Below are 21,781 nucleotides of genomic sequence, written 5' to 3'. Positions count from 1 at the left end.
GCAATTGGATTGCCGGTCACCGATGCTGTCGACAATGCCTTGCCAGGTATGGGGCCGCTCGCCAGCGTCGGAGTTTAGTCACGGCCGCTGCCCCATGGCCTGTTGCCGTGGGGCAGCGGTCATCTTCACATTGCTTGGTCCTTCTCGCCACCGGGGTGCTCGCCGAGCACATCTATCCGCCGGACCGGATCCCGTGAATGAGGCCGACGCCGGTAGCCTTCGGGCATGCCCGATACCACTGCCCTCGACGTTTTGCTGGCCGGCTTCACGGCTCCCGGCGCGAGGCACTGGACGAACTCACCGGGGACGCAATCGACATGGGTGTCTACGACGAGGCGATGCGGCGCGGGCGCGAGCAGTCGGGGTGTGACGACCCGGTTCAGGTTCCAACGTCCACTGCTGGCGGCGTAAACAGCAACACTCGGACCTCGGGCAGCTCGTCGAAGGCGGCCACGATCAGCGGTCGGACCTCGTCCCAACTCAGGCCGCCGTTGCCGCAGCCGAGGGCCGGCACCGCGATTGAAGCGATCCGCCGGTCCCGGACGACCCGAACCAGGTTCGCCAAGCCCGCCCGCACGTCGGCGAGCGTCGAGCCGGATCGCCAGTGCCCCTTCGTCGGAAAGTTGACCACATACCGGCGATGGCCCTGGCGGCCCGAGTCGAAGACCAGCATCCGGCCCAGCTCGACCTTTTTGGCCTTGCACTGCGCCCGGTACACGGCGTAGTTGTCGGGGTAGGCGTGCTTGAACTGAAGGGCGATGCCCTTGCCCATCACGCCGACCGTGTTGACCGCGTTGACCAGCGCCTCAACATCGGCGGTGAGCAGATCACCACGACCCACCTCGATCACCCTGCACCTCCTTCGGCCCAAGAAGTGGTACCAGGCCGGTACGACAACGGCCGGGCGCAGCCGGTCGGCTGTGGCGCGGTAGGGCCGGTGGGTCAGGCGGGGAGGGGATGGTCGTCGGCGGGTGCCCGGGCACCTGCCACCAGAGCGGCGACAGGTGCCCGGGGTCGTGTCGGTCAGGTCAGGCGGTGCCGCCCGGCTGGACCACTCCGTTGACCTTCAGCGTGTACGGCGCGTACTGGTTGACCTGCTCGGTCGGCTCGTCGTAGGCGACCACGGCGATGACCTTCGGGAACAGGCTGAGCAGGGCCAGCTTCGCCCGGTTCAGCGTCAGGCTCGACTTGCCGTCGAACTCGAACTGCGCGGCGATCGAGTGCTGCTCGTCGATGCCGATCAGCCGCAGGTTCCAGTTGTTGACGGTGATCGGCTTGATCTCTGTCGGCGAGTCGAACGGGGCGAGGCTGGTGCCGTCGCTGACCGACGTGCCGCCGACGGTGATGTCGTCGACCAGCAGACCGCCCTCGTTGACGCCGCCGTCGCTGACGTAGCGGAAGCCGAGCAGGATCGTCTTGCCGGCGTACGCGGACAGGTCGTACGAGTGCGCCTCGAACCCGTCGGTCGTCCCGTTGAGCGCCGGACCGAACGGCCCGTCGATCGTCTTGTCGCCCGGGATGGCGGTGTAGGTCGCGCCGCCGTCGGTGGAGACGGTGACGTAGCCGTAGTCGAAGCCGAACTCCGCGCCGTACTTGGCGGCGAAGCGCAGCGTCGGGTCGGCGGTCGGCACGGCGACCGACGTGACCGCCGCGGAGTCGATGTTGTTGCCGTTCCCGGACCACAGGACCGGGTTGCCGGAGCGGTCCGGGTCGTTCGGCACGACGGTCCACGACAGCGGCAGCGGCGGCAGCGTCTTGGTGCCCTCGAACGACAGCGACCGTAGGTCACGGCCGCGCAGGAGCTGCCCGTCGGCCTTCTGCAGCGGCACGAAGTCGGCCCCGTTCGGCGCCGCGCCGGGGGTGGCGTTGGCGGCCGGGTTGGCCAGGTTGACCGTGGAGCGCAGGCTCGGCGTGGTCACCCGGCTCTTCGGTACGCCGAGCATGATCCCGCGCCGCGAGTCACCGACGATCTTGTCGACCAGCGTCATCGTCTGGTAGTCGTGGATGACCTGGTACATCTTGCTGACGCCCTTGGCCTTCAGCGCCGCGTCCAGGCTGGCCAGCCCCTGCCGCTCACCATCCTTGTGCAGCCGGGAGATGACGTCCGTGCCGTACCGGTCGTACAGGAACTGCATGAACGAGTACGCGTTGCCGTAGTCGGCGAGCACCGCGTTCGGGTTCGGGCTCTCACCCCACAGGGTGAGCGAGTTCTCCGGGCCGCCGCAGTCGCGCGGGTTGACGTTGTACGGCGTCTGCACCGTGCCGAAGCCCTGGTAGCAGTAGAGGTGGCTGTCGGCTCCCCGGTCGAAGACGGTCGTCGTGGTGTCGACGTAGCCGGTCAGCGTCTGGGCGAAGTCGGCCAGGCCCTCGTTGATCCAGTTCCCCTCGAAGGGGTCGGTGTAGTAGTGCGCCAGGTGCTGCCACTCGTGGGCGAAGGTGCCCTCGTAGTTGAAGGGGCGGGCCGGGCGGCTGGTGCACAGGTCGTTGGTGGGCTCGTTCGGTGGGTTCGCCCCGGTGCGGTGGGCCCAGTCGAACGCGTCGACGGTCATGACGTTGCGGTCGAACAGCTCGTTGAACTGGGCCGAGAAGAAGCCCGCGATGTAGGTCGGGTTGGCCGGGAACTCGTAGTAGTTGTCGTCCCGGACGTTGTCGATCAGGGTGACCGTCTTGTTACCACCGCCGGTGTAGTCGCCGCCGTTGCCGTTGGCGTCCGGTCCGAGCAGGGCGTTGGTGCCGTCACGGTCCGGCGGCGTGCTGAACGCGGCCGTCTCCTTCGGGTACATGTTGGTGTCGAACTCGTGGACGAAGCTCGCCACCTGCTCGTCGGTGATCTGCGTCGACGAGGGGATCTGGGTCCGGCAGTCGCCGGCCGGGAAGGCGATGTCGTTGGCGACCCACACCTCGACGTTGTTGCCCGAGCCCCGCAGCGTGTAGTCCTTGCGGTAGAGCTGGCCCTGGATGTCGTCCATCCCGAGCCACTGCCGGACCGTGCCGACCGGCGGCGTCACCCCGGCGGACTTGGCGTTCGAACGCGCCTGCGCCCGCGGCTGGTACCGGGCCGGCGTCTCGACCTTGCGGCCGTCGAGCGTGAAGTCCTTGCGGGTGAGCTCCCGGGTGTCGCTGGGCTGAGCCTGCTTTGCCACGGCCTGCCCGGGCGCGGCCGTCGCGGCTGACGCGGGAAGGACGCCCATAAGTGGTAGGACGAGTGTGATGGCTGCTGCACCGGCGATGCGGCTGCGTGCCATGGGCCCCCCTCTGGGGATGATGTGAATCCGGTTGACGGGGTCGCCGTCACAATCCACCGGGATGACATCCATGTTTGTATTGGCATTGATTGCCTTTGGCAATCGTCCTACCGCGTGATCTGTCTTCACCGAGCCGGCTCTCCTGCCCGTCGACGCCGCGTGCTCCCCGCCGCAGCCGGGTGGCGGCAAGACGGCCGTGTCGGTGCCTGCGGGTAGGGTGCGCAGCACCTGGTGGGAGGGGAGATCGATGCTCGGGCTGGAGGTGCCGCCCGCCGTCGAGGCGGAGCGGGTCATCACGGCCGTGCTGGCCGACCTGCGTTCCGGCGAGCACCGGGGCGTGGTGGTCGACTCGCCGCCCGGTGCCGGCAAGTCGACCCTGGTCGTCCGCGCCGCCGCCGAACTCGCCGCCGCCGGCGAGCCGCTGATCATCATCGCGCAGACCAACGAGCAGGTCGACGACCTCATCGACCGGCTCGCCCGTAAGGCCCCCGAGCTGCGGATCGGCCGGCTGTCCGCGACCGAGTACAAGCCGACCGACCGGGTGAAGAGCCACGACACCGTCAAGGTCGCCGCGAAGGTCGCCGACCTCGGCGGGCCTGCGGTCATCATCGGTACGGCCGCAAAGTGGGCGATGGTCACCGACGGCTCGTGGCCGTGGGCGATCGTCGACGAGGCGTACCAGATGCGGTCGGACGCCCTGTTGCGCGTGGCCGGCAGGTTCGAGCGGGCGCTGTTCGTGGGGGATCCGGGGCAGCTCGATCCGTTCTCGACGGTGGAGACCGCCCGGTGGACGGGCCTGACCTGGGATCCGATGCAGTCCGCGGTGGCGGTGCTGCTGCGACACAACCCGGAGCTGCCGGTGTACCGGCTGCCGGTGTCGTGGCGGCTGCCCGTGTCGGCGGCGCCGGTGGTCGCGGCGGCGTTCTACCCGTTCACCGGTTTCCGGGCCGGCACGGGCCGCGACGACCGGGCGCTGGCGTTGACCGAGGCGGGGCCGGGGGACGCCGTCGACGCGGCGGTGGAGCTGGCGGCGTCGTCGGGCTGGGCGCTGTACGAGTTGCCCGAGCGGCACACCCTGCGTACCGACGCGGAGGCTGCTGCCGCGTGCGCCGCGCTGGCGCTGCGGGTGTTGCGGCGGGGAGCGGTCGCCGTCTCCGAGCACGCGCCGGGCGGCACGGCGGTCACCGCCGACCGGATCGCCGTCGGGGCCGCGCACCGCGACCAGGTCGCGGCCATCCGCGCGCACCTCGGCGAGGCCGGGGCGGGCATCACGGTGGACACCGCCAACCGGCTCCAGGGCCGCGAGTACGACGTGACGATCGTGCTGCACCCGCTTTCCGGGCGGCGGGACGCGACGGCGTTCCACCTGGAGTCGGGGCGGCTGTGCGTGCTGACGTCCCGGCACCGGCACGCGTGCGTGGTGGTGGCGCGGGCGGGCATCGCGGAGCTGCTGGACGCCCACCCGTCGACCGAACCGGTACACCTCGACGTCCCGGTCAAGTTCCCCGACGGCTGGCAGGCACACCAGGCGATACTGGGTCACCTTCAATCTCTGGGAAGTGCGTTTTCGGTGGATTACCTCGGATGAGCTCTTCCTCAAGAGACCACGATTCGGGGCGCGACTGGGGCCCGAAATGTTGGCGTCTACAGTGGTCTGATGTTTGCAACGTCGTCAGACGGTACTTCAACGCCCTCTCTCAACACTGAACGCGAAATGCGCGCCAGCCCGAAGAAGCAGCAGAGCTTCGACCGCTTGCGCGCGCGGGTCGAGTTTCCGGCAGTCGTCGAGACGAACCGCGCCTACCTGCACGCTGCCGTTCCCGCTGCTGGCGAGACCGAAATGACTGGTTGGGCGCTCTCTTGTCTGCCCAGTACCGGTCGGGGTCGATTCTCGACGCTGAATATGCAAAGGATGGAGGTCTTGTATCTTTCCAGCGGAGTTAAGGCGGGGATTTCCGGGGCTGTCGGCGGATTCGTGGTGGTCCGGCGCTCTATTCTGCACCGGTATGTCGGGCAGGGGCGCTCTGTCGAAGAGGTCTTCCCTGGGCTGAAGTTCAATTCGGAGCGCCGCTACGAAACCGCCGGAGACGACCATATCCAGGTCAGCGGAAGGCACGACCAGCTCATCGCTGCCCTGAAGGACGAGAACTTCGCTGCTGCCGCGAGGGACTTCGCCGCTTTCTTGCTGACCGGCACGACCAACCTCTCCCGCCACCACAACTATCAGCTCGCCGACGAGGTGCTGGGGCGGAAACCCGCGATCTCCTGACCGTAGACGTCTACCGGTCGATCAGGAGGACGTCGAAGGTTGGCGCGTGCTCCCAGTTGGGGCGTAGCTTGCTGATCTTCTGCCAGCCCCAGGACAAATAGGCGGCCTGGGCAGGGGCGTTGTCCGGGTCGGCCAGGAGGGTGGCCCGTTCCTCGGCCCGGCCGCTGAGTAGTTTGTCGTACAGGGCCCTGGCGATGCCTCGGCGTCGCCAGCCGGGTGCCACCATGAGTTCGCTGATGGCAAAGGTGCGCTTGCCGTCCTCGTCTGTGCGGAATCCGGCCGGGAAAGGTTCCTGGATGCCTGTCCACCAGCCGGTTTCAGCGGGCAGCGGGAAACCGTAGATGTAGCCGACCAACTCTTCGTCGACCGTGGAGGTCACCAGGTCCCACCCGGCCCTCTGCATGTGCCCGGCGAGCTGGCGACGGTAGCGGTCCTCGCTGTGGAACTCGTCGCCGTCCGCGTACACCTTCAGGTAGAGGCCGACGAGCTGATCAACTAGCCCGGCCGCCTGCGCTGCGGCGTGGTGGCGCAGCTTCATGTTTTCGATCATCGGCCCACCGCCTGGTCGTAGGCGTCGACGAATTCGCGGGCTGCCAGAGTCTCGCGCGCCGGCCGACCCAGATTCGACCTGACGTGGCTGAAGAGTTGGGTCACTCGCCCCGAGTTGATTTCCTGTAGCTGCGGAAGGGCGCTCAGCGCGGTACGAGCTGCCTCGTTGACGTCGCCCTGAAGATAGGCCGCGTTGGCGAATTCGAGCGTGTATAGGAGTTGATTGCGGCGGTATATGGAAGCAGGGGTCACCGCGATCGAGCGGAAAATTTCGGCAGCGCGGCCCGGATCACCCAACGCCAGGTAGGACATCCCTTGAAGCCCACTTACCTCCTGCTCGTTGACGAAGTGGACGAAGGGCAGGTCGTCGTCATGCAACCCTCGGTCGAACTCCCGCCGCGCTTTGACCAACTCCCGGTTGAACCCGCCCGTATCCCTGAGGATGGCGAGCGCATGTGCCCGCCGCATGTGAAGCAGAGTAGTCAACCGTGGCGTGGCCCATCCGGATGAGACTCGGAGGGCAGCTTCGGCGCAGTGGAGCGATTCACCGGGCCGCTCCTCGCGAGTCAGCAGGGAAAGGCAGGTGAGAGCGCGTACCTCGACCCGTGGGTCGTCCGCGAGACGGGCCCGGGTGATCGCCTCATGCAGGAAGGGTCTGGCCTCTGCTCGGCGCTCGGCATCGATCGTAAGCCAGGCGGCCTCGCAGGCGAGTTCGGCGAGTGCGGTCTGGAGGGCGTCGCCGACCTCTCGGCTGTAGGTGGCCTTGGTGGCCCAGGACGACAGGTGGGCGTGGACTCGGATGGCGATGTCGCAGAGTTGGTCGGCTCCGGCGGCCGCGTCGGCGCGGCGGAACTCGTCGACCAGGGAACTGGCGAAACGCACCTGCTCCATGCCGATGCTTCTGGGTGCATCGGTGGGTGTGGCGAGCAGGTCGAGGGAGCCGGTCGCGGCGATGCCCGCGAGGGCGGCCAGGGCGTGGAACTGTCGGCGGTCCGTGGTGTCACCTCCTTCATCCGATGCCGTGGTCACGGCATCCGCCGGGGCTGGTGGGGTGGCCAGTCCGGCTGTCTCCTGGGAGCCGGCCGGCTGGTGGCCCGGCTGCTCCTTGTCTGCTTCCGGCCCGAAGTGACAGGGCTGGTTGGGTAGGGCGAACCACAGGTGCTTGGCTGGAATTCGCAGAACCTGTGCCCAGTGGGCCAGCCGGTCCAGGTGGACGATCGCTGAGCCGTTCTCGACTCGGCTGAGCTGCGCCTGCGTGATTCCGAGCCACCCGGCGACCGCACTCTGTGGCAGTGGGTTCCGCCCGTGGTACGGGTGGCAGCGGAACGCTCGGATCACCCGCCCGAGATGTCGCGCGGCCAGCGCCCGCCGTACCGGCTCGTGTTCCCAGAAGGTGGCCGGCACCACCGGGGGCCGGCTCAGTCGGTCCCGCTCGGCGGCCTGACACGGGGTGCACCGGCCACTGTCGTTGTCGCGGGCCAGCCGGCCGCCACACCGGGGGCAGTTCGCGTGTGTCACGGGAAACCTCGCCATTCGCGGGTGGCTCCGTCCGTATCGCCTCGTCGAGCCTATCCATTCAAATGCGCTCCGTGGAGGACCGGTATACGTACCGCGCATATCGGTGACGCTTCCGCCCGGCATGCCACACAGGCACGGCCGTCCTGAGCCACCGCTCGCCCACCCTCAGGCTGGTACGTCTTGTCCGGGCCAGCCACCAGCCTCCGACGCGGAGGCATGGGCCGCCCGGGTACTCCGCCTTCGCCGGCGCTCCCGGGAAGCGCTCACCGCGTTCGTCGACGGGGCTGGTGCGCCTCTGGCGCCGGTGAGATTAACTTCGTCCCTTGTGAAATCGCCTGCCGAAAAGCCCGATGGGCGCACTATCGCTTGTTAGCCTGGCCGCCAGTCCATCACCACGGGGAGTGGTCATGACGGAACGCTGGGAAGCGGACAGCTCCGCCAACTTCGCGCGCAGGCTCGGGCGGTCCGCAGCGGAGCTGGGCGAGAGCGGCGGTACCACCACCTGCCCCGACGTGTGGGAGCTGTCGAACGGCGATGTCGCGGTCATCGGCCGGGACCTGACCGACTCCTACACCGGCCGCCTCCCCGAAGGGGTCAGCGTCGGGGAGGACGAAAGAGTCGTGATCATCCCCCGGAGCATGATCGTGGCGGCGAAGCCGGACATCCCGGATGCGTGACCTGCTCCGCTCGGCGAGGGGGGAGCGGCTGGGCCTCGCGGAGTATGACGCCGACTTCTACGCCACCGTCGAGTCCGTCGACGGTCCGATCCTGAAGACCGAGCGGATCCAGACGTTCCGCGAGCCGGGCAGCCCAAGCTGGGAGGCGTTCGCGAAGGGCTGCTGGGAGGAGGCGCTGCGCATCGCTGCCGAGCCCAACCCGGAGCTGGTGCGCTTCTTCCAGCAACTGGAGTCACGCGGCTCCGGGCTGCGGCGGCTGCGGATCGTTGAGCCACCGCTCACCCCGTACCTGATCTGGGAGCTGCATTTCCTCCGCTATCGGTCGAACGCCGGCGAGCGGATCCGGGTACTCGACGCCGGTTTGGTCGGGGAGTTGGAGGAGGACCACGGCACCGTGCCGGAGCTGATGGTTGCCGGTCGGCAGGCGGTGTACGAGGTCAGGTACGACGAGAGTGGCACGCCGGTCGGGGCGGAAAAGTTCGTCGACCCGGCGGTTGTCGAAGGCTGCCGGACGCAGGTCCTGGCGCTGCTAAACAAGGCTGAATCGTTCGATTCGTACTTCGTCCGGGAGGTCAACGGGACCCGGCCGCCGACCGCGCACCTGTAGTAGCCTGCCTCCACCAGCGAGCGTGGAGGCAGGGTGTCCCGACTCCGATCGGCCTCCGTCGTGGCCCGCCGGTCGGCGACGCCGACCGCCCTGCTGTTGGCCGTGCTGACCATGCTCGTCGCCGTGCTCCTCTCCCCCTTGGGCTTGCTGTGGATCGGTGATCGCCCCGGCTACGACTGGGCGATGCTGGGCAACGTCGGCGAGACCTACGGTGCCGCGTCGGCCGTGCTCGCGGCGCTGGCGTTGATCGGAGTGGTGACCTCTCTGGTGTTGCAGGCGCGTGAGGCGAAGGCGGCGCGGGAGCAGTCGATCCGCGCTCTGCACACCGATCTGCTCAAGATGGCCATCGATGACCCGGAGCTGTTGGAGTGCTGGGGACCCATCGAGGAGGCCACCGACCTCGACTGGTTCCGCAAGCACGTCTACACGAACCTGATCGTGTCCCACTGGCAGTTGATGTGGGAGGTGGACGTGCTCAGCGAGGCCCACCTCAAGGTGCTCGCCGATCAGTTCTTCAAGGGAACCGCGGGGCGTCGCTTCTGGGCGGAGGCTCGGGGGCCACGGATGAAGGCCGAGACGTCGCGGCGTGCTCGGCGCTTCACGGCGGTCGTCGACCACGGTTACCTGTCCGCCCTCGCCTCAGGACCGGCGGCTGACGAGGTGAGCGACCTGTCGCCTGCGGCCCCGCTCGAAGGCCCGGCGAGTGCGCCCAGCGCCGAACGCGGAGCCGTGCTGGCTGCCGGCGTCGTGCTCGGTGCCGCCGTCGCCTTTGCCGGCCACCGCATCGCCGCGCGCCTCTCCCGCCATCGTTCCTGAGTACTCGGCGGCATACGCACCGTTCATGCCGATGAGTTGATCGCCGTCATGGCGCGCCCGGCCACGCCCGGCAGGCTGCTTCGCATGGCCCGGGGCGGGTGCTGGCTCCGGGGATGCGTCCTCCCCCGACGCGTCCCCGCCCCCGCCCGCCCCGGCGCCATTCCACCGATCAACCGGGGCCCTCCCTCCACCGAATCCGATGACGAGGGCTCCTCCTTCAGCAGGGAGCGTGAGCGTGGCGTACTCGGACGAGGTCGTACGGGAGGCCGTGTGGCAATGGCTGCGGCTGGTCGCGGCGGACGCGGAGCTGGAGCCGTACCTGGTCGGGGTCGATCTGGGCCGGTTCGCCGACCACCTGGCGGCGACCCTTGGCGCGGCGCTCGACGGGCGCACGGCGGATGCCTGGCCGGGCCTCGGGCTGGGGGAGGAGCAGCACCGGCGACTGGTCGACTACCTTGCCGGGGTGCTCTGGGCGCTCGACGTGCCGCAGGCCGCGATCGCCGCCGCCCGCGCCGCCTTCGCCGGGGAAGCAAGCCCAACCGGGGTCGCAGGGAAGGCACATCCAACCGGGGCCGGCCGGTGAGGGGCGTCGACCTTGCGGCCTCCTGGGCCGTCACCGTCGCCTGCATCGACCGGGCCGCCGACCACTTCTGGTGCACCCTCGCCGACCGGATGCCCGCCCTGCTGCCCGAACGCGACGCGCCCCTGTTCCTGGCCGCCCTCGGCCAGCTCGCCACCGGCGACGACGACCGCGCCGGACGGGCCGCGCTGCTGACCGTCCTCGGCCGGGCCTGGCGCGACTGTCACCTCGGCCCGCACCACCAGGCGCTGGTCGGCGACGCCCTGGTCGCCACTGTGGCCCGCCACGCCCGCCCACAGTGGACGGCCGCGCTGGCCGCCGCCTGGGAGCATGCCGCCCGCCGCACGCTGACCGCCGTCCGGCACGCCGCCGCCCGCGTCGGCGACGGACCGGCCTGGTGGCCGGTCGAGGTGCTCGACCACGACCGGCCCGCCGAGGGCGTCGCCATTCTCACCGTACGTCCCTGGCGGCGGCTGCCGTTCCGCCCCGGCCAGGCCGTCCCGGTCAGCGTGCCCGGCCTGCCCGGCCGGTGGCGCTGGTACTCGCCGGCAAACGCGCCCCGCCCCGACGGCACGATCGAGCTGCACGTCCGCGCCGCCGGCACCGTCTCCCGCGTCCTCGTCGACCGGGTACGCCCCGGCGGGCTGCTCTGGCTCGGCCCGCCCCGGGGCGCCGGCCTCACGCTCGCCCCCGACTCGACCGCCGACCTGCTTCTCGCCGCCGGGGGCACCGGCCTCGCCCCGCTGCGCGCCCTGGTGGAGCAGGTAGCCGCCGAGCAGGTCGTCCCCGAGCAGGCGGCCAGGGCGGGCCGGCTGGTGACCCTGGTCGTCGGCGTCCGCGGCTTCGCCGACCTGTACGACCCGATCAGCCTCGACAAGCTCCAGGTCGCCCACAACTGGCTGACCGTTCTGCCCGCGTTCTCCCACGATGCGCACGCCGAGCCCGACGAGCGGGGCGACGCCCTCACCGTCGCCCTGCGGCACCATCGGCCGGGCCAGGAGGTGTACGCCTGCGGCCCGCCCGCGATGGTGGCCGGCGCGCGGCTGCGGCTGCTCGCCGCCGGGGTGCCCGCCGCCCGCATCCACCTGCCCGACGACTGCGAGCGCTGACCGCACCCCGCTCCGCCCAGGGAAGCCACGAAGGGTCCACACGCGATGATCGACGGGTCAGCGGTCCGGCGATCCGGCGCATACGCTGTGTGGGGGCGCCGGCCGCCCGGGAACCTCCGGTGGGCCGGAGCCTTTCCTGGCCGCACGAACGATGAGGATTCCCGTGGGTTCCGCAACCCCTCAGGACGACCACACCGCTCGGCTCTCCGACCGATTCGACACCAGCGTGCCCCACCCCGCCCGGCGCTACAACTACTGGCTCGGCGGCAAGGACAACTTCGCCGTCGACCGGGAGTCCGGCGACCGGATCGCGGCCGCGTACCCGGCGATCCGCACCCTCGCCCGGGAGAACCGGGCCTTCCTCCAGCGGGCGGTGCGGTACCTGGCCGCCGAGGCCGGCGTCCGGCAGTTCCTCGACATCGGCACCGGCATCCCGACGGCCGACAACACCCACGAGGTGGCCCAGGCCGTGGCCCCCGAGTCGCGGGTCCTGTACGCCGACAACGATCCGATGGTGCTGGCCCACGCGCGGGCGCTGCTGAACAGCTCCCGGGCCGGCGCGACGGCGTACCTGGACGCCGACCTGCGCGACCCGGAGCGCATCCTGGCCGCCGACGAGCTGCGCCGCACGCTGGACCTGTCCCGGCCGGTGGCGCTGCTCCTGGTCGCGGTCGCGCACTTCCTGACCGACGCCGACCGGCCGTACGACGTGGTCGGTCGGCTGGTCGAGGCGCTGCCGTCGGGCAGCTACCTGGTGCTGACCCACGTCACCATCGACCTCATGCCCGCCGAGGTCGTCGAGCGGATGCAGGTCGAGCCGGCGGCGCGCACGGTCGCACGGGAAGCCGTCCCCCGGTCCCGGGCGGAGTTCGCCCGGTTCTTCGACGGCCTTGACCTGGTCGAGCCGGGCGTCGTCCCGGTGACGCAGTGGCGTGCCGAGGTGCCCGAGTCCGAGCGCCCGCCGCCGGCCGAGGCGTCGATCTACGGCGCGGTCGCCCGCAAACCCTGACCTCGGCGCGTCCGCCGTTCCGCTGCCATCCGCCGGCGCGGGTTCCGGCGGGCCTCGTCGCGTTGCCTTCGCCTGCGTCTGAACGGCACACCGACCACCCATTCGGGTCGGTGTGCCGGAAGCGGCTCAGCTCGCGTACTGGTCGCCGAACTCGCGGACGCCGCCGACGTCGAGGGTGATCCGGCTGTTGTCGATCCGCGCCCCGGTCGCGGCCCGCCAGCTCGGGTCGTCGCGCTCGTCGATGTCGCTCCAGTTGGGCCGGTGGAGGCGGAGCTGGATCAGCCCGGTCGACGCGCCGGGGGCGAGCACCCCTTCGGTGAAGGTCAGCTCCACCCAGCCGGGGGCCGGCGTGCCCGGCAGCGGGTAGCGGGTCGGCGTTGGTATCGGCGTCGGGCTGGGCGAACTGCCCGGGGGTGGCGGCGGGGGAGGGGGCGGCGGCGGGGGCACGGGCGGGATGAAGAAGAAGAGTTGACGCCGGATCCGGTCGCAGCCCAGCTCCGCCCAGTCGCACGCGGTCGTCAGCGAGGTGTTGCCGCCCTCGAAGAGCATGTGGTAGCGCACCCGCACGGTGGTGAGGTTCAGCGGCTGCGTACCGGTGTTGGTGACCAGCAGGTCGAACTGGGCCTGGTTGTTTGTCGGCGACCAGTCGCGGTTGAGGTAGCTGACCTTCGCCTTCCCGTACGCGGTGCGCAGGCTGGTGGCGGCCGAGGGGACGGAGTAGCCGCCGATCGCGTACGCCTGGATCGCGATCCGGTAATCGGTGCCCGGCGCCAGGTCGGTCAGCGTGATGCTGGACGTGTCCACGTCACCCAGGCCCCGGTACGTGTTGGGGCCCAGCGGCATCATCACCTGGTATCTGATCGGACCCGCGCCCTCCGGCTCGTCCACCCAGGTCGAGGGCGTCCACGACAGGGTGAGCCGGTGGGGCTCGTCGACGACCACGACGGGAACGCCCGGGGTGGTCAGCGCCGGGGTGTCGTCCGCCCGGGCAGCGGTGACGGCGAGGAGGCTCAGCAGGCCGGCGACGGCGGCTGCGGCGATGACGCGACGGACATGCATGATGTCGATGCTAGGGATTTCATGAATCAGCATCAATGTATGTTCGGCTGAATCTTAGGTTCGGCGGGCACGCACGGATTCGCGATTTCCGCCGCCAGCGATTCCCGTGATTACTGTCGTCGTCCCGATAGAGCGACCCCTCTGGTGATCTACCCAGGTCGATAGAGTCCCCGGGCAAAGGCCGTCACCGAAAGGCGGGCCATGAAAGCCCTTCCTCCTTCTTCCCTGTCCCGTCGGCGTCTCCTCGTCGGCGCGGCCGCCGCCTCGGCGCTTACCGCCGTCGCCGGGACCGCCGCCGAGGCCGCCCCGTCCACTGCGTCCACCGGGCTCGCCGGCGCGCCCGTCGCCCGTGACCGGATCGCCGCCGCCCGCCTCCTGGTGACCGGCGTCGGCCCCGCCACGGCCGGATTCCAGGCCGACCTCCACGAACGGCTCACCGCCTGGCTGGCCTTCTGGTCGGCGAACTCGCCCCCGTCGTGGAGCGCCCCGGTGGAGGTGGCCGGCGAGCCGACCGCCGCCGGCGACGCCTTCACCCTGCACACCCTGCGCGTACGGCGGGGCGAGCACCTCGCCGACGGCTTCACCGCCGCCCGGCGGGACGCCGCCCACCTGGCCACCGAGGCCAGCCTGCACCACCACTTCCCCTCCGTCCGGCGGCTGCCCGGCGGCGGGCTGCGGGTGACCGACGGGGCAGCCGCGTTCACCGGCTCACCCGAGCAGGTCGCCTTCGCCGCGGCGGCGTGCCGCGAGCTGTGGGGCTTCGCGGCTGCGGGCACCACCGACTGGCGGGACCACGCCAACCGGGCGCTGGCCCGGGCCGGCCACCGCGCAGACGTCGCCTCCCGCGCCGGGTGGGCGGCCTTCACCAGGTCGAGCCTGCGGCTCGGCCTGGGTACCGAGTCCTACCAGTAGAGAAGAGACAGCAGATGGCACGCAGCGAGTTCCGGTTCGTCGTCGACGGGGTCGACCTCACCGCCGATCAGCAGAGCCTCATCTCCCGCGAGATCCAGAAGGCCGGCCTCAACGCCCTGAGCGTGGCCGGCAGCAAGCTCACCAACCCGCTCACCGTCGGGCACGGCAACATCAAGCTCCGGCCCGAGTGGTACGGGCTGTGGGTGATCAACGGCCCGTTCGCCGACGAGATCGGCCAGAAGATCAACGACCTCGGGTTCTGGATCCAGAAGTGACTCAGCCCCACCCTCGGCCGGACCCGCCGGAGCGGATGTGCCCGAGTACGCCGGCGGCCAACGCCACCGTCTTCCTCGGCATGATCACTCCGGCGGGCCGGGTCGCCTACGTGACGCCGCAACTCCCGGCCGAGGTCGCGCTCGCCACGGTCGCCGGGTCGCCGGAGCCGGCCGAGTCCCGGTACCGGCTCGCCGGTCCCTGCGTCACCTCGTCCTGCGGCTTCTGGACGGGCGACCACTGCGGACTCGGCGCCCGCGTCGCCGAGTCGTACCGCGAGGTCACCGGGTCGACCGAGGCCGAGCTGCCGCGCTGCGCGATCCGGCGCTCCTGCCGGTGGTACGCCGAGCAGGGCGCCGCCGCCTGCGCCGCCTGCTCCCACGTGGTCACCGACGCCCGCTGACCGGCCGCCGGCCTGCGGGGTGGCTGTCCCGGGTTCTGTCGATCAATAACGGCATCTCCTGTGCTCGATGAGGTGGCGGGCGGGCGGTCGGCCCGGTCCGCCCGATCAGGGGCCAGTCGGGTCCGCGAGAGGCCCGGCCTGGTCCAGCCAGCGGCGGTACCACCCGGCGAAGCCGAGCGGCGTGCCGTCGTCGTCCAGCAGCGGCTCCAACCCGCCCTGCTCGGCGGTGCCGTCGGCCCACATCGTGCCCCGCGCCGGCCCGGTGACCACCAGGACGTCCCGCAGCGCGCAGCCCTTGTGGCACAGGTACAGCAGGCCGACGAAGTGCGCCTCGTCGTACATGATCGCGTCGTGCCGCTCCCACCAGGACTCCTCGGCCGCGTCGTACTCCTGCGCCGAGGCGAAGTCGTCCTCCTCGGGCTGCTCGGGCAGGTCGTCCGCCTGGTTGAACGCCTCGGTGTAGGGGAACGGCCGGGCCAGGGAGTCCGGGGTCGTCATGTCGGCGCCGTCGCCCTCCCACTGCCACCGGCCGTCGGCCCGGCGCGGCGGGAACAGCCCGTACGCCGGGCCCGCGCCGCCCCGGCCGGCCTGGAGCAGGAACGACCGGTACTCCGCCGGCAACTCCACCCGGAACTGGTCCTCCAGCTCGGCCAGCTCCGCCGGGGTCAGCGGCGGCTCCAGCTCCCAGCCGTGCCCGCCCGCCCCGAACACCTCGTCGGCCGCCGGGTCGGCGGCCAGGAGACCCAGCCTCTGTCGCACGTCGGACCAGTCGTGTCCCGTCACGCCCGAGACCGTACCGACACCCACCGACGCGGCCGGTTGTCGGTGCGGTGCGGTTGACTGGGCGCACCGAGCAGGTAGGAGGGCCGCTTGGGCGGGACGCCGGCGGGGGTGCGGATCGAGCGGTGGACCGAGGGCGGCCTCGACCTGTTGCGCCGACTCAACACCCACCGGTCGACGACCGTGCGGCCGGCATTCCGACGGATCGACGAAGACGGACAGTTCTCGGGGCATTCCCCTGACTGAGGTTCGCTACCGCCGCCGTCGTCCCGACGCGGCGGTCGAGGCCTCCGCACGGAGCGACTTGACGCAACCCGAGTTCGTGATGGGCGACCTCATCCGGCCGAATCAGTCGTCAGCGCTCCGCCTGTCAGGGCCTCGTACAGGGCTGTCGTTCACTGTCCGAGAGGGCGGTAGCGGAGGTGCACGACGCCGTTTCTGAATCGGCGCTCATCAATGAGTTGAAGGTTGGCGCGCATGCCGGTCGGCAGCCCTGGCTTGCCCCCGCCGACGACAATGGGCAAGATGAAGAGCTGACACTCGTCGACCAGTCCGGCCTTGAAAGCCTGCGTCGCGAGGTTGGCACCTCCTACGGTGAGATCGCTGCTGGCCGTGGCCTTCAGTTCGTGTACCGCAGCGGGGTCGAAACGGCGTTCGAGTCGGGTGTCGGCAGTTGACACCGAGGCGAGGGTCGTGGAGTAGACGACTTTGTTCGCCGCCTGCCAGGCGCTCGCGAAGTCGGCCATGAGGTCGGACTGCGCGGCCAGAGCGGCGTCGGTCTCCCAGACGGCCATTGATTCGTACAGGCGCCGCCCGTAGAGAAACGTGCCCATGGACCGAATGAGGTCGGTGGTGAACGCGAATACCTCGTCGTCGCTTGGGAACCAGTCGAAGGCGCCGCGTTCGTCCTCGATGTAGCCGTCAAGCGATATGTTCGTCACGTAAATCAGCTTTGCCATGCCTCTACCTCTCGATGATCAGCCGCAACAGCCTAAACATTCATCAGCATGGCGTCCAGCTTGGTGAACGCCTGACGCCAACCCTCTTCGCTGGGGTGCGCCAGATGTTCGGGGAGCCAATGGCGGATTCCAGTCGCGTCCGTCAGCCTCGTCGTGGAACTCGACCCGGAGTCTCGTCTCGAACGGCTCGATGCCCTGCTGCAGCCGGCCACTGACGCGCATGACGCCTTCGAGCAGTTCACCGTCGGCGACCTCATTGAGGTCGACGTGAACAGGGGCGTGGCCCGCCGCCGTCCCGGCAGCTGCTCGCCGCGCTGGCCCGGGCGCTGAGCAGCCGGGGCGGAGAGCACGACTGGCTCTCCCCGCCCCCGGCCCCCGCGGCTGTCTCTCAGCTTGCCGATCGGTGGCGGCGACTGGATGGGCAGCCGGGTGTCCCGGACAGGGAACGGTTGTCCGGCCAGGTCACGGGGCTTGTCCGGGGCGGGTTGTCCGGCGCGTCGGACGAGGATGTTGCCCGGAACTGGGACTACCGGCAGCATGAATGTGGTGGAGACGGAGAGTGTTCGGCCGGAAACCGCGCGCGACGTGGGCGAGTTCGTCGGGATGATGCGACAGCTCAAGGAGCTGTCCGGGTGCACCCTCCGGGAGTTGGAGCAGCGTGCGATCGCCCGGGGGGACGTGCTGCCCCGAAGCACCACGGCGGATGTGCTGCGCCGGCCCAACCTGCCGCGGCCGGAGGTGCTGACCGCGTTCGTGCGCGCCTGCACGGGGAGCGAGGAACAGGTCACGAGCTGGTCGGCGGCTCGCGCCCGGTTGGCCGTGAGCAGCTCCCCGGCAACGATTCCGCCACCGCCGGCGGGCCTGCCACCAGGGAGCCCGTCACCGGGGAGCCCGCCACCCGCCAGCCCGTCGGCCCCGTGGCGACGTCGCGTGGGGATCGGTGCGGCCGTGCTGGTCCCCGTCGTGCTGGTTGCCGTCGGTGCGACGGTCCTGCTCGGCCGGGAGGAACCGGCCGCGCCGCCAGGCGGGGCTGACGCGTCCGCGCCCGCCGGCCCGCGCCTCGCCGGCGGAGGAAGCGTGGTGCGGATCCGCCCGGTGGGTGTTCCCACGTTCTGCCTGACCGAGGGCCGGGACAGCACCGGACAGTACGAACACGCCGTCGTGGTCCAGCGGGCCTGCGCGGGCGCGGAGCCGCCACAGACCATCCTGCAACTCGTGGGTGACGGCCTGCACCAGATGAAGTGGAAGCATCCGACCGAGGGCCTCGGGTGCCTGACGCTGCGCGATTCCGGCCCCGGGACGGGCCTGGTCGAGCCCTGGACGGACTGCGCGGCCGGCGGTTCCCGGCAGCTGTTCCGGTTCGAGCCCGCCGGGGCGAGCGCCTACCGGATGCGCTCGGCGGCGAACGACGCCTGTTTCGGCATCAAGGGGGACGCGAGGGCCAGCGGCGCGGAACTGGCCCGTCAGCAGTGCACAGCGTCAGACAGCCAGGTCTTCCTGGTCGATGTGGTCGCGCCGGCCTGAGGCGAGCGACACGTCGGGCCCGACCGGCTGCGGAAGCGGGCCCCCGCCGGCCACGAAGGCGGTGACGAGGGCCCCGACGCGTCCGCTCAGTCGGGGAGGTAGTCGAAGGTGTCCGGGTTCGGCCCCTGCCGGCCCGCCTCGCCCTTGTCCAGGCCGCTGATCCGGGCCATCGTCGCGTCGTCCAGCTCGAAGTCGAAGATCCGGAAGTTCTCCTCGATCCGGCTCGGGGTGCTCGACTTGGGGAAGACGATGTCGCCGCGCTGCACGTGCCAGCGCAGCACGACCTGGGCCACGGTCCGGCCGACCTGCCCGGCGATGTCGAGCAGGGTCGGATCGTCGAGCACCTTGCCCTGCGCGATCGGGGACCACGCCTCGGTACGGATGTCGTGCGCGCTGCCGTACGCGCGCACCTCCTCGTTGCCGAGGTACGGGTGCACCTCGATCTGGTTGACGGCCGGCGCCACGTCCGACTCGGCGGCGAGCCGCTCAAGATGCGGCACCTGGAAGTTCGACACCCCGATGGAGCGGGCCCGGCCGTCGCGCCGGAACTCCTCCAGGACCTTCCAGGTGGAGACGAAGTCGCCGTCGTAGCGGGTGGGCAGCGGCCAGTGGATCAGGAACAGGTCGATGTAATCCATCTTCAGCGCCGCCAGCGTGGAGTCGAACGCCCGGCGGGCGTCGTCCGGGCGGTGGAAGCCGTTGTTCAGCTTGCTGGTGACGAAGACCTCGCCCCGGTCCAGGCCGGAGGCGCGGACCGCCTGGCCCACCTCGGCCTCGTTGCCGTACATCTCGGCGGTGTCGATGTGCCGGTAGCCGATCTCCAGGGCCCGGCCGACCGCCTCTGCGGTGTCCTTCGGCTCGATCTGGAACACCCCGAAGCCGAGCTGCGGGATCGTATTGCCGTCGTTGAGCGTGATGTCGGGAATCGTGTTCGCCATTCGGCCGCCTCTTCCAATCGTCCGGGGCCGGCCGGTGCGGGAGCGCTTTCCGCCCGCCGCCCGGTTCCGGCCGTGCCACCCGGTTGTCGTACCCCTTCCGGCCGTTTCCTCACGGTCCGGGGCGGGTGATGTGCGACAACCGGGCGGCTCCGGCGGCCCGACGCGGGTGGTGCCGGCGGGGGTCAGCCCCAGATCGCGGCGGCCCACTCCGGGTGGTCGATGAACGGGTTGCGGTTGCCCTGCCAGCGGTCGTAGATGACCTGGTTGCGGCGCTTCTCGAAGGCGTCCGGCGGGTCGAGCTGGTTCCAGGAGAGCAGCACCGACAGCTTGCCCAGGTACGGCGCGCTGCCGTTGGACACGGAGTTGTTCATCTCCAGGTTCGCCCAGCCGTCGCCGCCCTCGTACCGGATCGCCATGTACATGATCATGCGAGCCACGTCGCCCTTGACGGCGTTGCGCGGCTCGAACGAGTCGGAGTCGGTGTAGCAGCCGGCGGCCTCCGAGACGGCGCTGCCGCCGTTGTCGAAGTCCTTGTTGCCGCGCGTCGAGTTGACCGAGACGTCCTCGGGGCGCAGGTGGTGCACGTCGGTGCCCGGCCCGGTGGCGGTGCCGAAGTTCCCGTGCGACTTGGCCCAGACGTGCTCCCGGTTCCAGTCGTTGACCCCGCCGCCGTTGGTGGTCTTGCTCTGCGACCGGCCGGTGTAGAGCAGCAGCACGTTGTTGGCGTTCGCCGGGTCCTGGTCGGTGTCCTTCAACGCGTCCCACACCTGTTCGTAGCTGAGCTTCGTCTGCGGGCTGATGATGGTGTGCAGCGAGTTGCGCAGCGCGGTGCCCGTCTTGCCGACGGCGTTGACGTAGTACGTCGAGTCGTACGGGCCGGAGCCGCCGGTCGGGGTGGGCGTCGGGGTGGGCGTCGCCGTGGGGGTGGCGGTCGGCGTCGGGGTGGGCGTCGGGCCGGGGGTGTCGCCGCCGAGGCTCATCGCGGTCGGGTTCTTCAGCCCGCCGTGGCTGAAGTACGCGGTCAGCGCCCCGGTGGTGGTGATCTGCCTGCCCCGCAGCCCCGGGTTGGTCAGCAGCCCGAAGCCGCTGCGGTACGCGGTGGTCACCTGGACGTAGAGCATCCTGCTCGTGCTGGTCTCGGTGGCGGTGTCGGCGATGGCGATCGCCGTGTCCGCCGTGTAGCCGGACGTGATCACCGTGGACGTAGCGGTCGGCTGACCGATGACGTACCCGGTGACGGTGGCCGCGCGGCCGTCCTGGGCGGCCAGCGCCTGAGCGACGGTCAGCGAGGCCGCCGCCGACGCGGAGGTGCTCGCCACGACGGGTGTCACCAGTGCCACGGCCAGTGCGAACGCCGTGATCAGCCGCCCGGACAGCGAGCGGGTGACGCTCTTTGTATTCATGGTCAGCGATGTTAGCGGCGGAGGCGTGAACATCGGGAGAGCGTCGGGGAACTTTACGGGGGTGAATTCGCCGATCGGGGTTCGAACAGCACCGGCCAGGGGCGCAGGGCAGGGGTGAGCGGGTCGGTCGGCCGCGTCGGCTCCGCCTCGGCCAGCACCTCGGCGGCCAGCTCCCCGAACACCGGCGCGGCGGGGTGGCCGGCGCGCTGCGGCCAGGCCGCCGAGGTGCGCTTCACCAGCGGCGACCCCGCGACCGGCCGCCAGGCGGCGCGCGGCTCCCGGCGGGCCGCCGCCGCCGGCTCGACGGCCACGGCCCCGCCGGCCAGCACCAACCCGAACAGGAACTCCGGGTTCCGGGCCGGCCGTACCCGCCGGGGCGTGAAGCCGTGCCGCCGGCACACGTCCAGGACGTGGTCGTGCCACTGGGGCGCCGTCGTCCGGGGCGCGGTGATCAGGTCCAGGCCGGCCAGCGTCGCCAGCTCGACCTCCCGGGGCCGCGCCAGCGGCGACGCGCGGGGCAGCACCACCCCCAGCGGTACGGCCACCGCCGGCCCGAACCGCAGTCCGTCGGCGCTGACCGGGTGGTGCAGCAGCCCCACGTCCAGCCGCCGCTGCGCGAGCATCCGGACCTGCTCGGCGCTGGTCAGCTCGTGCAGGTCGACGTCCAGCCCGGGGGCCCGCGCGGCGAGCCGGTCCAGCAGCTCACGCAGCGTCACCGCTGGGGTCTCCGGCGGCACCCCCGCCCGCAGCACCCCGAGCGTCCCGGCCCGGACCTGGCGCATCAGGTTGCGCGCCCGCTGCTCGGCGGCGAGCAGTTCATCGGCCTCGCCGAGCAGGAGTTGACCGGCGGTGGTCAGCCGCACCTGCCGGCGGGACCGGTCGAACAGCTCGACCGTCAGCTCCCGCTCCAGCCGCTGGATCGACTGGCTCAGCGGCGGCTGCGCCATGCCCAGCGTCTCGGCCGCCCGCCCGAAGTGCAGCTCGCGGGCGACCACCACGAAGTGCCGCAGGTGCCGGAGCAGGTCCACGGCCGTCGACCCTACGCCAGCGACCCGGCCGGCAGGGCGGGGCGGGGAACGGGGGGGCGACGGCCGCAGTGCCGTCCGCGCGCCACCGGCGGCGGTCCGACGTCCGTGCCTGGCCCGCCGGTA

Annotated in this window: 23 protein-coding genes; 13 read left to right on the top strand and 10 right to left on the bottom strand. The window is 70.9% G+C overall.

From position 1 onward, the window contains the following. Positions 1-379: 379 nt before the first annotated feature. Both ABT023_RS17330 and ABT023_RS17325 read right to left on the bottom strand, forming a co-directional pair. Positions 380-850, bottom strand: coding sequence for a macro domain-containing protein (locus tag ABT023_RS17330; protein ID WP_350886460.1), 471 nt, complete (start codon positions 848-850; stop codon positions 380-382). Between the two features lie 178 nt (positions 851-1,028). Beyond that, positions 1,029-3,143, bottom strand: coding sequence for a choice-of-anchor J domain-containing protein (locus ABT023_RS17325; RefSeq protein WP_350886458.1), 2,115 nt, complete (start codon positions 3,141-3,143; stop codon positions 1,029-1,031). Positions 3,144-3,492: 349 nt separating this feature from the next. Between ABT023_RS17325 and ABT023_RS17320 the strand changes: the two genes are divergently transcribed. Continuing rightward, positions 3,493-4,833: an AAA domain-containing protein gene (locus ABT023_RS17320; protein ID WP_350886456.1), complete on the top strand. Its 1,341-nt coding sequence runs from the start codon at positions 3,493-3,495 to the stop codon at positions 4,831-4,833. A gap of 69 nt (positions 4,834-4,902) precedes the next feature. Then, positions 4,903-5,514, top strand: coding sequence for a hypothetical protein (locus tag ABT023_RS17315; protein ID WP_350886454.1), 612 nt, complete (start codon positions 4,903-4,905; stop codon positions 5,512-5,514). A gap of 10 nt (positions 5,515-5,524) precedes the next feature. On the opposite strand, the gene ABT023_RS17310 is transcribed toward ABT023_RS17315, so the two are convergent. Both ABT023_RS17310 and ABT023_RS17305 read right to left on the bottom strand, forming a co-directional pair. Next, a complete protein-coding gene (locus ABT023_RS17310) occupies positions 5,525-6,064 on the bottom strand; it encodes a GNAT family N-acetyltransferase (protein ID WP_350886452.1) in 540 nt (179 codons plus the stop codon). After that, a complete protein-coding gene (locus ABT023_RS17305; protein ID WP_350886450.1) occupies positions 6,061-7,470 on the bottom strand; it encodes a helix-turn-helix domain-containing protein in 1,410 nt (469 codons plus the stop codon). Before ABT023_RS17305 ends, ABT023_RS17310 begins: the two co-directional genes overlap by 4 nt. A gap of 518 nt (positions 7,471-7,988) precedes the next feature. Here ABT023_RS17305 and ABT023_RS17300 point away from each other — a divergent pair. The 6 genes from ABT023_RS17300 (at position 7,989) to ABT023_RS17275 (ending at position 12,379) form a co-directional block, all read left to right on the top strand. Then, positions 7,989-8,258, top strand: a complete 270-nt coding sequence (locus ABT023_RS17300; protein WP_350886448.1) for a hypothetical protein — start codon at positions 7,989-7,991, stop codon at positions 8,256-8,258. Further along, the gene (locus ABT023_RS17295; RefSeq protein ID WP_350886446.1) at positions 8,251-8,865 is read left to right on the top strand and encodes a DUF6879 family protein; all 615 of its coding nucleotides are present in this window, start codon (positions 8,251-8,253) and stop codon (positions 8,863-8,865) included. Before ABT023_RS17300 ends, ABT023_RS17295 begins: the two co-directional genes overlap by 8 nt. 33 nt (positions 8,866-8,898) lie before the next feature. Further along, positions 8,899-9,681, top strand: coding sequence for a DUF6082 family protein (locus ABT023_RS17290; protein WP_350886444.1), 783 nt, complete (start codon positions 8,899-8,901; stop codon positions 9,679-9,681). 235 nt (positions 9,682-9,916) lie between these two features. Continuing rightward, complete coding sequence (locus ABT023_RS17285; protein ID WP_350886442.1) at positions 9,917-10,264, top strand: globin family protein; 348 nt, start codon at positions 9,917-9,919, stop codon at positions 10,262-10,264. Beyond that, positions 10,261-11,370 (top strand): FAD-binding oxidoreductase, encoded by a 1,110-nt coding sequence (locus tag ABT023_RS17280; RefSeq protein WP_350886440.1) that lies wholly within the window; start codon positions 10,261-10,263, stop codon positions 11,368-11,370. The genes ABT023_RS17285 and ABT023_RS17280 overlap by 4 nt, the downstream gene beginning before the upstream one ends. Before the next feature lie 151 nt (positions 11,371-11,521). After that, the gene (locus ABT023_RS17275) at positions 11,522-12,379 is read left to right on the top strand and encodes an SAM-dependent methyltransferase (protein WP_502890696.1); all 858 of its coding nucleotides are present in this window, start codon (positions 11,522-11,524) and stop codon (positions 12,377-12,379) included. 126 nt (positions 12,380-12,505) lie between these two features. Here ABT023_RS17275 and ABT023_RS17270 read toward each other — a convergent pair whose 3' ends face one another. Continuing rightward, positions 12,506-13,438 (bottom strand): cellulose binding domain-containing protein, encoded by a 933-nt coding sequence (locus tag ABT023_RS17270; RefSeq protein WP_350886436.1) that lies wholly within the window; start codon positions 13,436-13,438, stop codon positions 12,506-12,508. 201 nt (positions 13,439-13,639) lie between these two features. Between ABT023_RS17270 and ABT023_RS17265 the strand changes: the two genes are divergently transcribed. The 3 genes from ABT023_RS17265 to ABT023_RS17255 are packed head-to-tail and all read left to right on the top strand — an operon-like array spanning position 13,640 to position 15,026. Then, positions 13,640-14,350 carry a hypothetical protein gene (locus ABT023_RS17265; RefSeq protein ID WP_350886434.1) on the top strand — a complete coding sequence of 237 codons (711 nt, stop codon included), beginning with the start codon at positions 13,640-13,642 and terminating at the stop codon, positions 14,348-14,350. Between the two features lie 14 nt (positions 14,351-14,364). Further along, positions 14,365-14,625, top strand: a complete 261-nt coding sequence (locus ABT023_RS17260) for a hypothetical protein (RefSeq protein WP_161687487.1) — start codon at positions 14,365-14,367, stop codon at positions 14,623-14,625. Beyond that, the gene (locus ABT023_RS17255; RefSeq protein WP_350886432.1) at positions 14,622-15,026 is read left to right on the top strand and encodes a hypothetical protein; all 405 of its coding nucleotides are present in this window, start codon (positions 14,622-14,624) and stop codon (positions 15,024-15,026) included. Before ABT023_RS17260 ends, ABT023_RS17255 begins: the two co-directional genes overlap by 4 nt. A 105-nt stretch (positions 15,027-15,131) precedes the next feature. Here ABT023_RS17255 and ABT023_RS17250 read toward each other — a convergent pair whose 3' ends face one another. Both ABT023_RS17250 and ABT023_RS17245 read right to left on the bottom strand, forming a co-directional pair. Further along, a complete protein-coding gene (locus ABT023_RS17250; RefSeq protein ID WP_350886430.1) occupies positions 15,132-15,809 on the bottom strand; it encodes an SMI1/KNR4 family protein in 678 nt (225 codons plus the stop codon). A 392-nt stretch (positions 15,810-16,201) separates the two neighbouring features. Further along, positions 16,202-16,765 (bottom strand): dihydrofolate reductase family protein, encoded by a 564-nt coding sequence (locus ABT023_RS17245; protein WP_350886428.1) that lies wholly within the window; start codon positions 16,763-16,765, stop codon positions 16,202-16,204. Between the two features lie 153 nt (positions 16,766-16,918). On the opposite strand from ABT023_RS17245, the gene ABT023_RS17240 reads away from it, so the two are divergent. Both ABT023_RS17240 and ABT023_RS17235 read left to right on the top strand, forming a co-directional pair. Next, positions 16,919-17,095, top strand: coding sequence for a hypothetical protein (locus ABT023_RS17240; RefSeq protein ID WP_350886426.1), 177 nt, complete (start codon positions 16,919-16,921; stop codon positions 17,093-17,095). Between the two features lie 216 nt (positions 17,096-17,311). Further along, positions 17,312-18,289: an RICIN domain-containing protein gene (locus tag ABT023_RS17235; RefSeq protein ID WP_350886424.1), complete on the top strand. Its 978-nt coding sequence runs from the start codon at positions 17,312-17,314 to the stop codon at positions 18,287-18,289. A gap of 86 nt (positions 18,290-18,375) precedes the next feature. On the opposite strand, the gene ABT023_RS17230 is transcribed toward ABT023_RS17235, so the two are convergent. From ABT023_RS17230 to ABT023_RS17220, 3 genes are all read right to left on the bottom strand, one after another. Next, positions 18,376-19,227, bottom strand: coding sequence for an aldo/keto reductase (locus ABT023_RS17230; RefSeq protein ID WP_350886422.1), 852 nt, complete (start codon positions 19,225-19,227; stop codon positions 18,376-18,378). A 182-nt stretch (positions 19,228-19,409) separates the two neighbouring features. Next, positions 19,410-20,630 (bottom strand): endonuclease, encoded by a 1,221-nt coding sequence (locus ABT023_RS17225; protein WP_350886420.1) that lies wholly within the window; start codon positions 20,628-20,630, stop codon positions 19,410-19,412. A 53-nt stretch (positions 20,631-20,683) separates the two neighbouring features. Then, positions 20,684-21,658, bottom strand: a complete 975-nt coding sequence (locus tag ABT023_RS17220; protein ID WP_350886418.1) for a LysR family transcriptional regulator — start codon at positions 21,656-21,658, stop codon at positions 20,684-20,686. Positions 21,659-21,781 lie beyond the last annotated feature (123 nt).

Source organism: Micromonospora sp. NPDC002296 (assembly GCF_040296145.1).
Taxonomy (GTDB): domain Bacteria; phylum Actinomycetota; class Actinomycetes; order Mycobacteriales; family Micromonosporaceae; genus Micromonospora.
Note: the sequence above shows the minus strand (reverse complement) of the source record. Positions and strands in the feature narration are given on the sequence as shown.

What these genes read in the sequence shown, in the direction of transcription:
- ABT023_RS17320 (WP_350886456.1), top strand. Translation starts at nt 3,493, where the DNA reads ATGCTCGGGCTGGAGGTGCCGCCCGCCGTCGAGGCGGAGCGGGTCATC.
- ABT023_RS17315 (WP_350886454.1), top strand. Translation starts at nt 4,903, where the DNA reads ATGTTTGCAACGTCGTCAGACGGTACTTCAACGCCCTCTCTCAACACT.
- ABT023_RS17310 (WP_350886452.1), bottom strand. Translation starts at nt 6,064, where the DNA reads ATGATCGAAAACATGAAGCTGCGCCACCACGCCGCAGCGCAGGCGGCC.
- ABT023_RS17300 (WP_350886448.1), top strand. Translation starts at nt 7,989, where the DNA reads ATGACGGAACGCTGGGAAGCGGACAGCTCCGCCAACTTCGCGCGCAGG.
- ABT023_RS17295 (WP_350886446.1), top strand. Translation starts at nt 8,251, where the DNA reads ATGCGTGACCTGCTCCGCTCGGCGAGGGGGGAGCGGCTGGGCCTCGCG.
- ABT023_RS17275 (WP_502890696.1), top strand. Translation starts at nt 11,522, where the DNA reads ATGAGGATTCCCGTGGGTTCCGCAACCCCTCAGGACGACCACACCGCT.
- ABT023_RS17270 (WP_350886436.1), bottom strand. Translation starts at nt 13,438, where the DNA reads ATGCATGTCCGTCGCGTCATCGCCGCAGCCGCCGTCGCCGGCCTGCTG.
- ABT023_RS17265 (WP_350886434.1), top strand. Translation starts at nt 13,640, where the DNA reads ATGAAAGCCCTTCCTCCTTCTTCCCTGTCCCGTCGGCGTCTCCTCGTC.
- ABT023_RS17260 (WP_161687487.1), top strand. Translation starts at nt 14,365, where the DNA reads ATGGCACGCAGCGAGTTCCGGTTCGTCGTCGACGGGGTCGACCTCACC.
- ABT023_RS17245 (WP_350886428.1), bottom strand. Translation starts at nt 16,765, where the DNA reads ATGGCAAAGCTGATTTACGTGACGAACATATCGCTTGACGGCTACATC.
- ABT023_RS17230 (WP_350886422.1), bottom strand. Translation starts at nt 19,227, where the DNA reads ATGGCGAACACGATTCCCGACATCACGCTCAACGACGGCAATACGATC.
- ABT023_RS17225 (WP_350886420.1), bottom strand. Translation starts at nt 20,630, where the DNA reads ATGAATACAAAGAGCGTCACCCGCTCGCTGTCCGGGCGGCTGATCACG.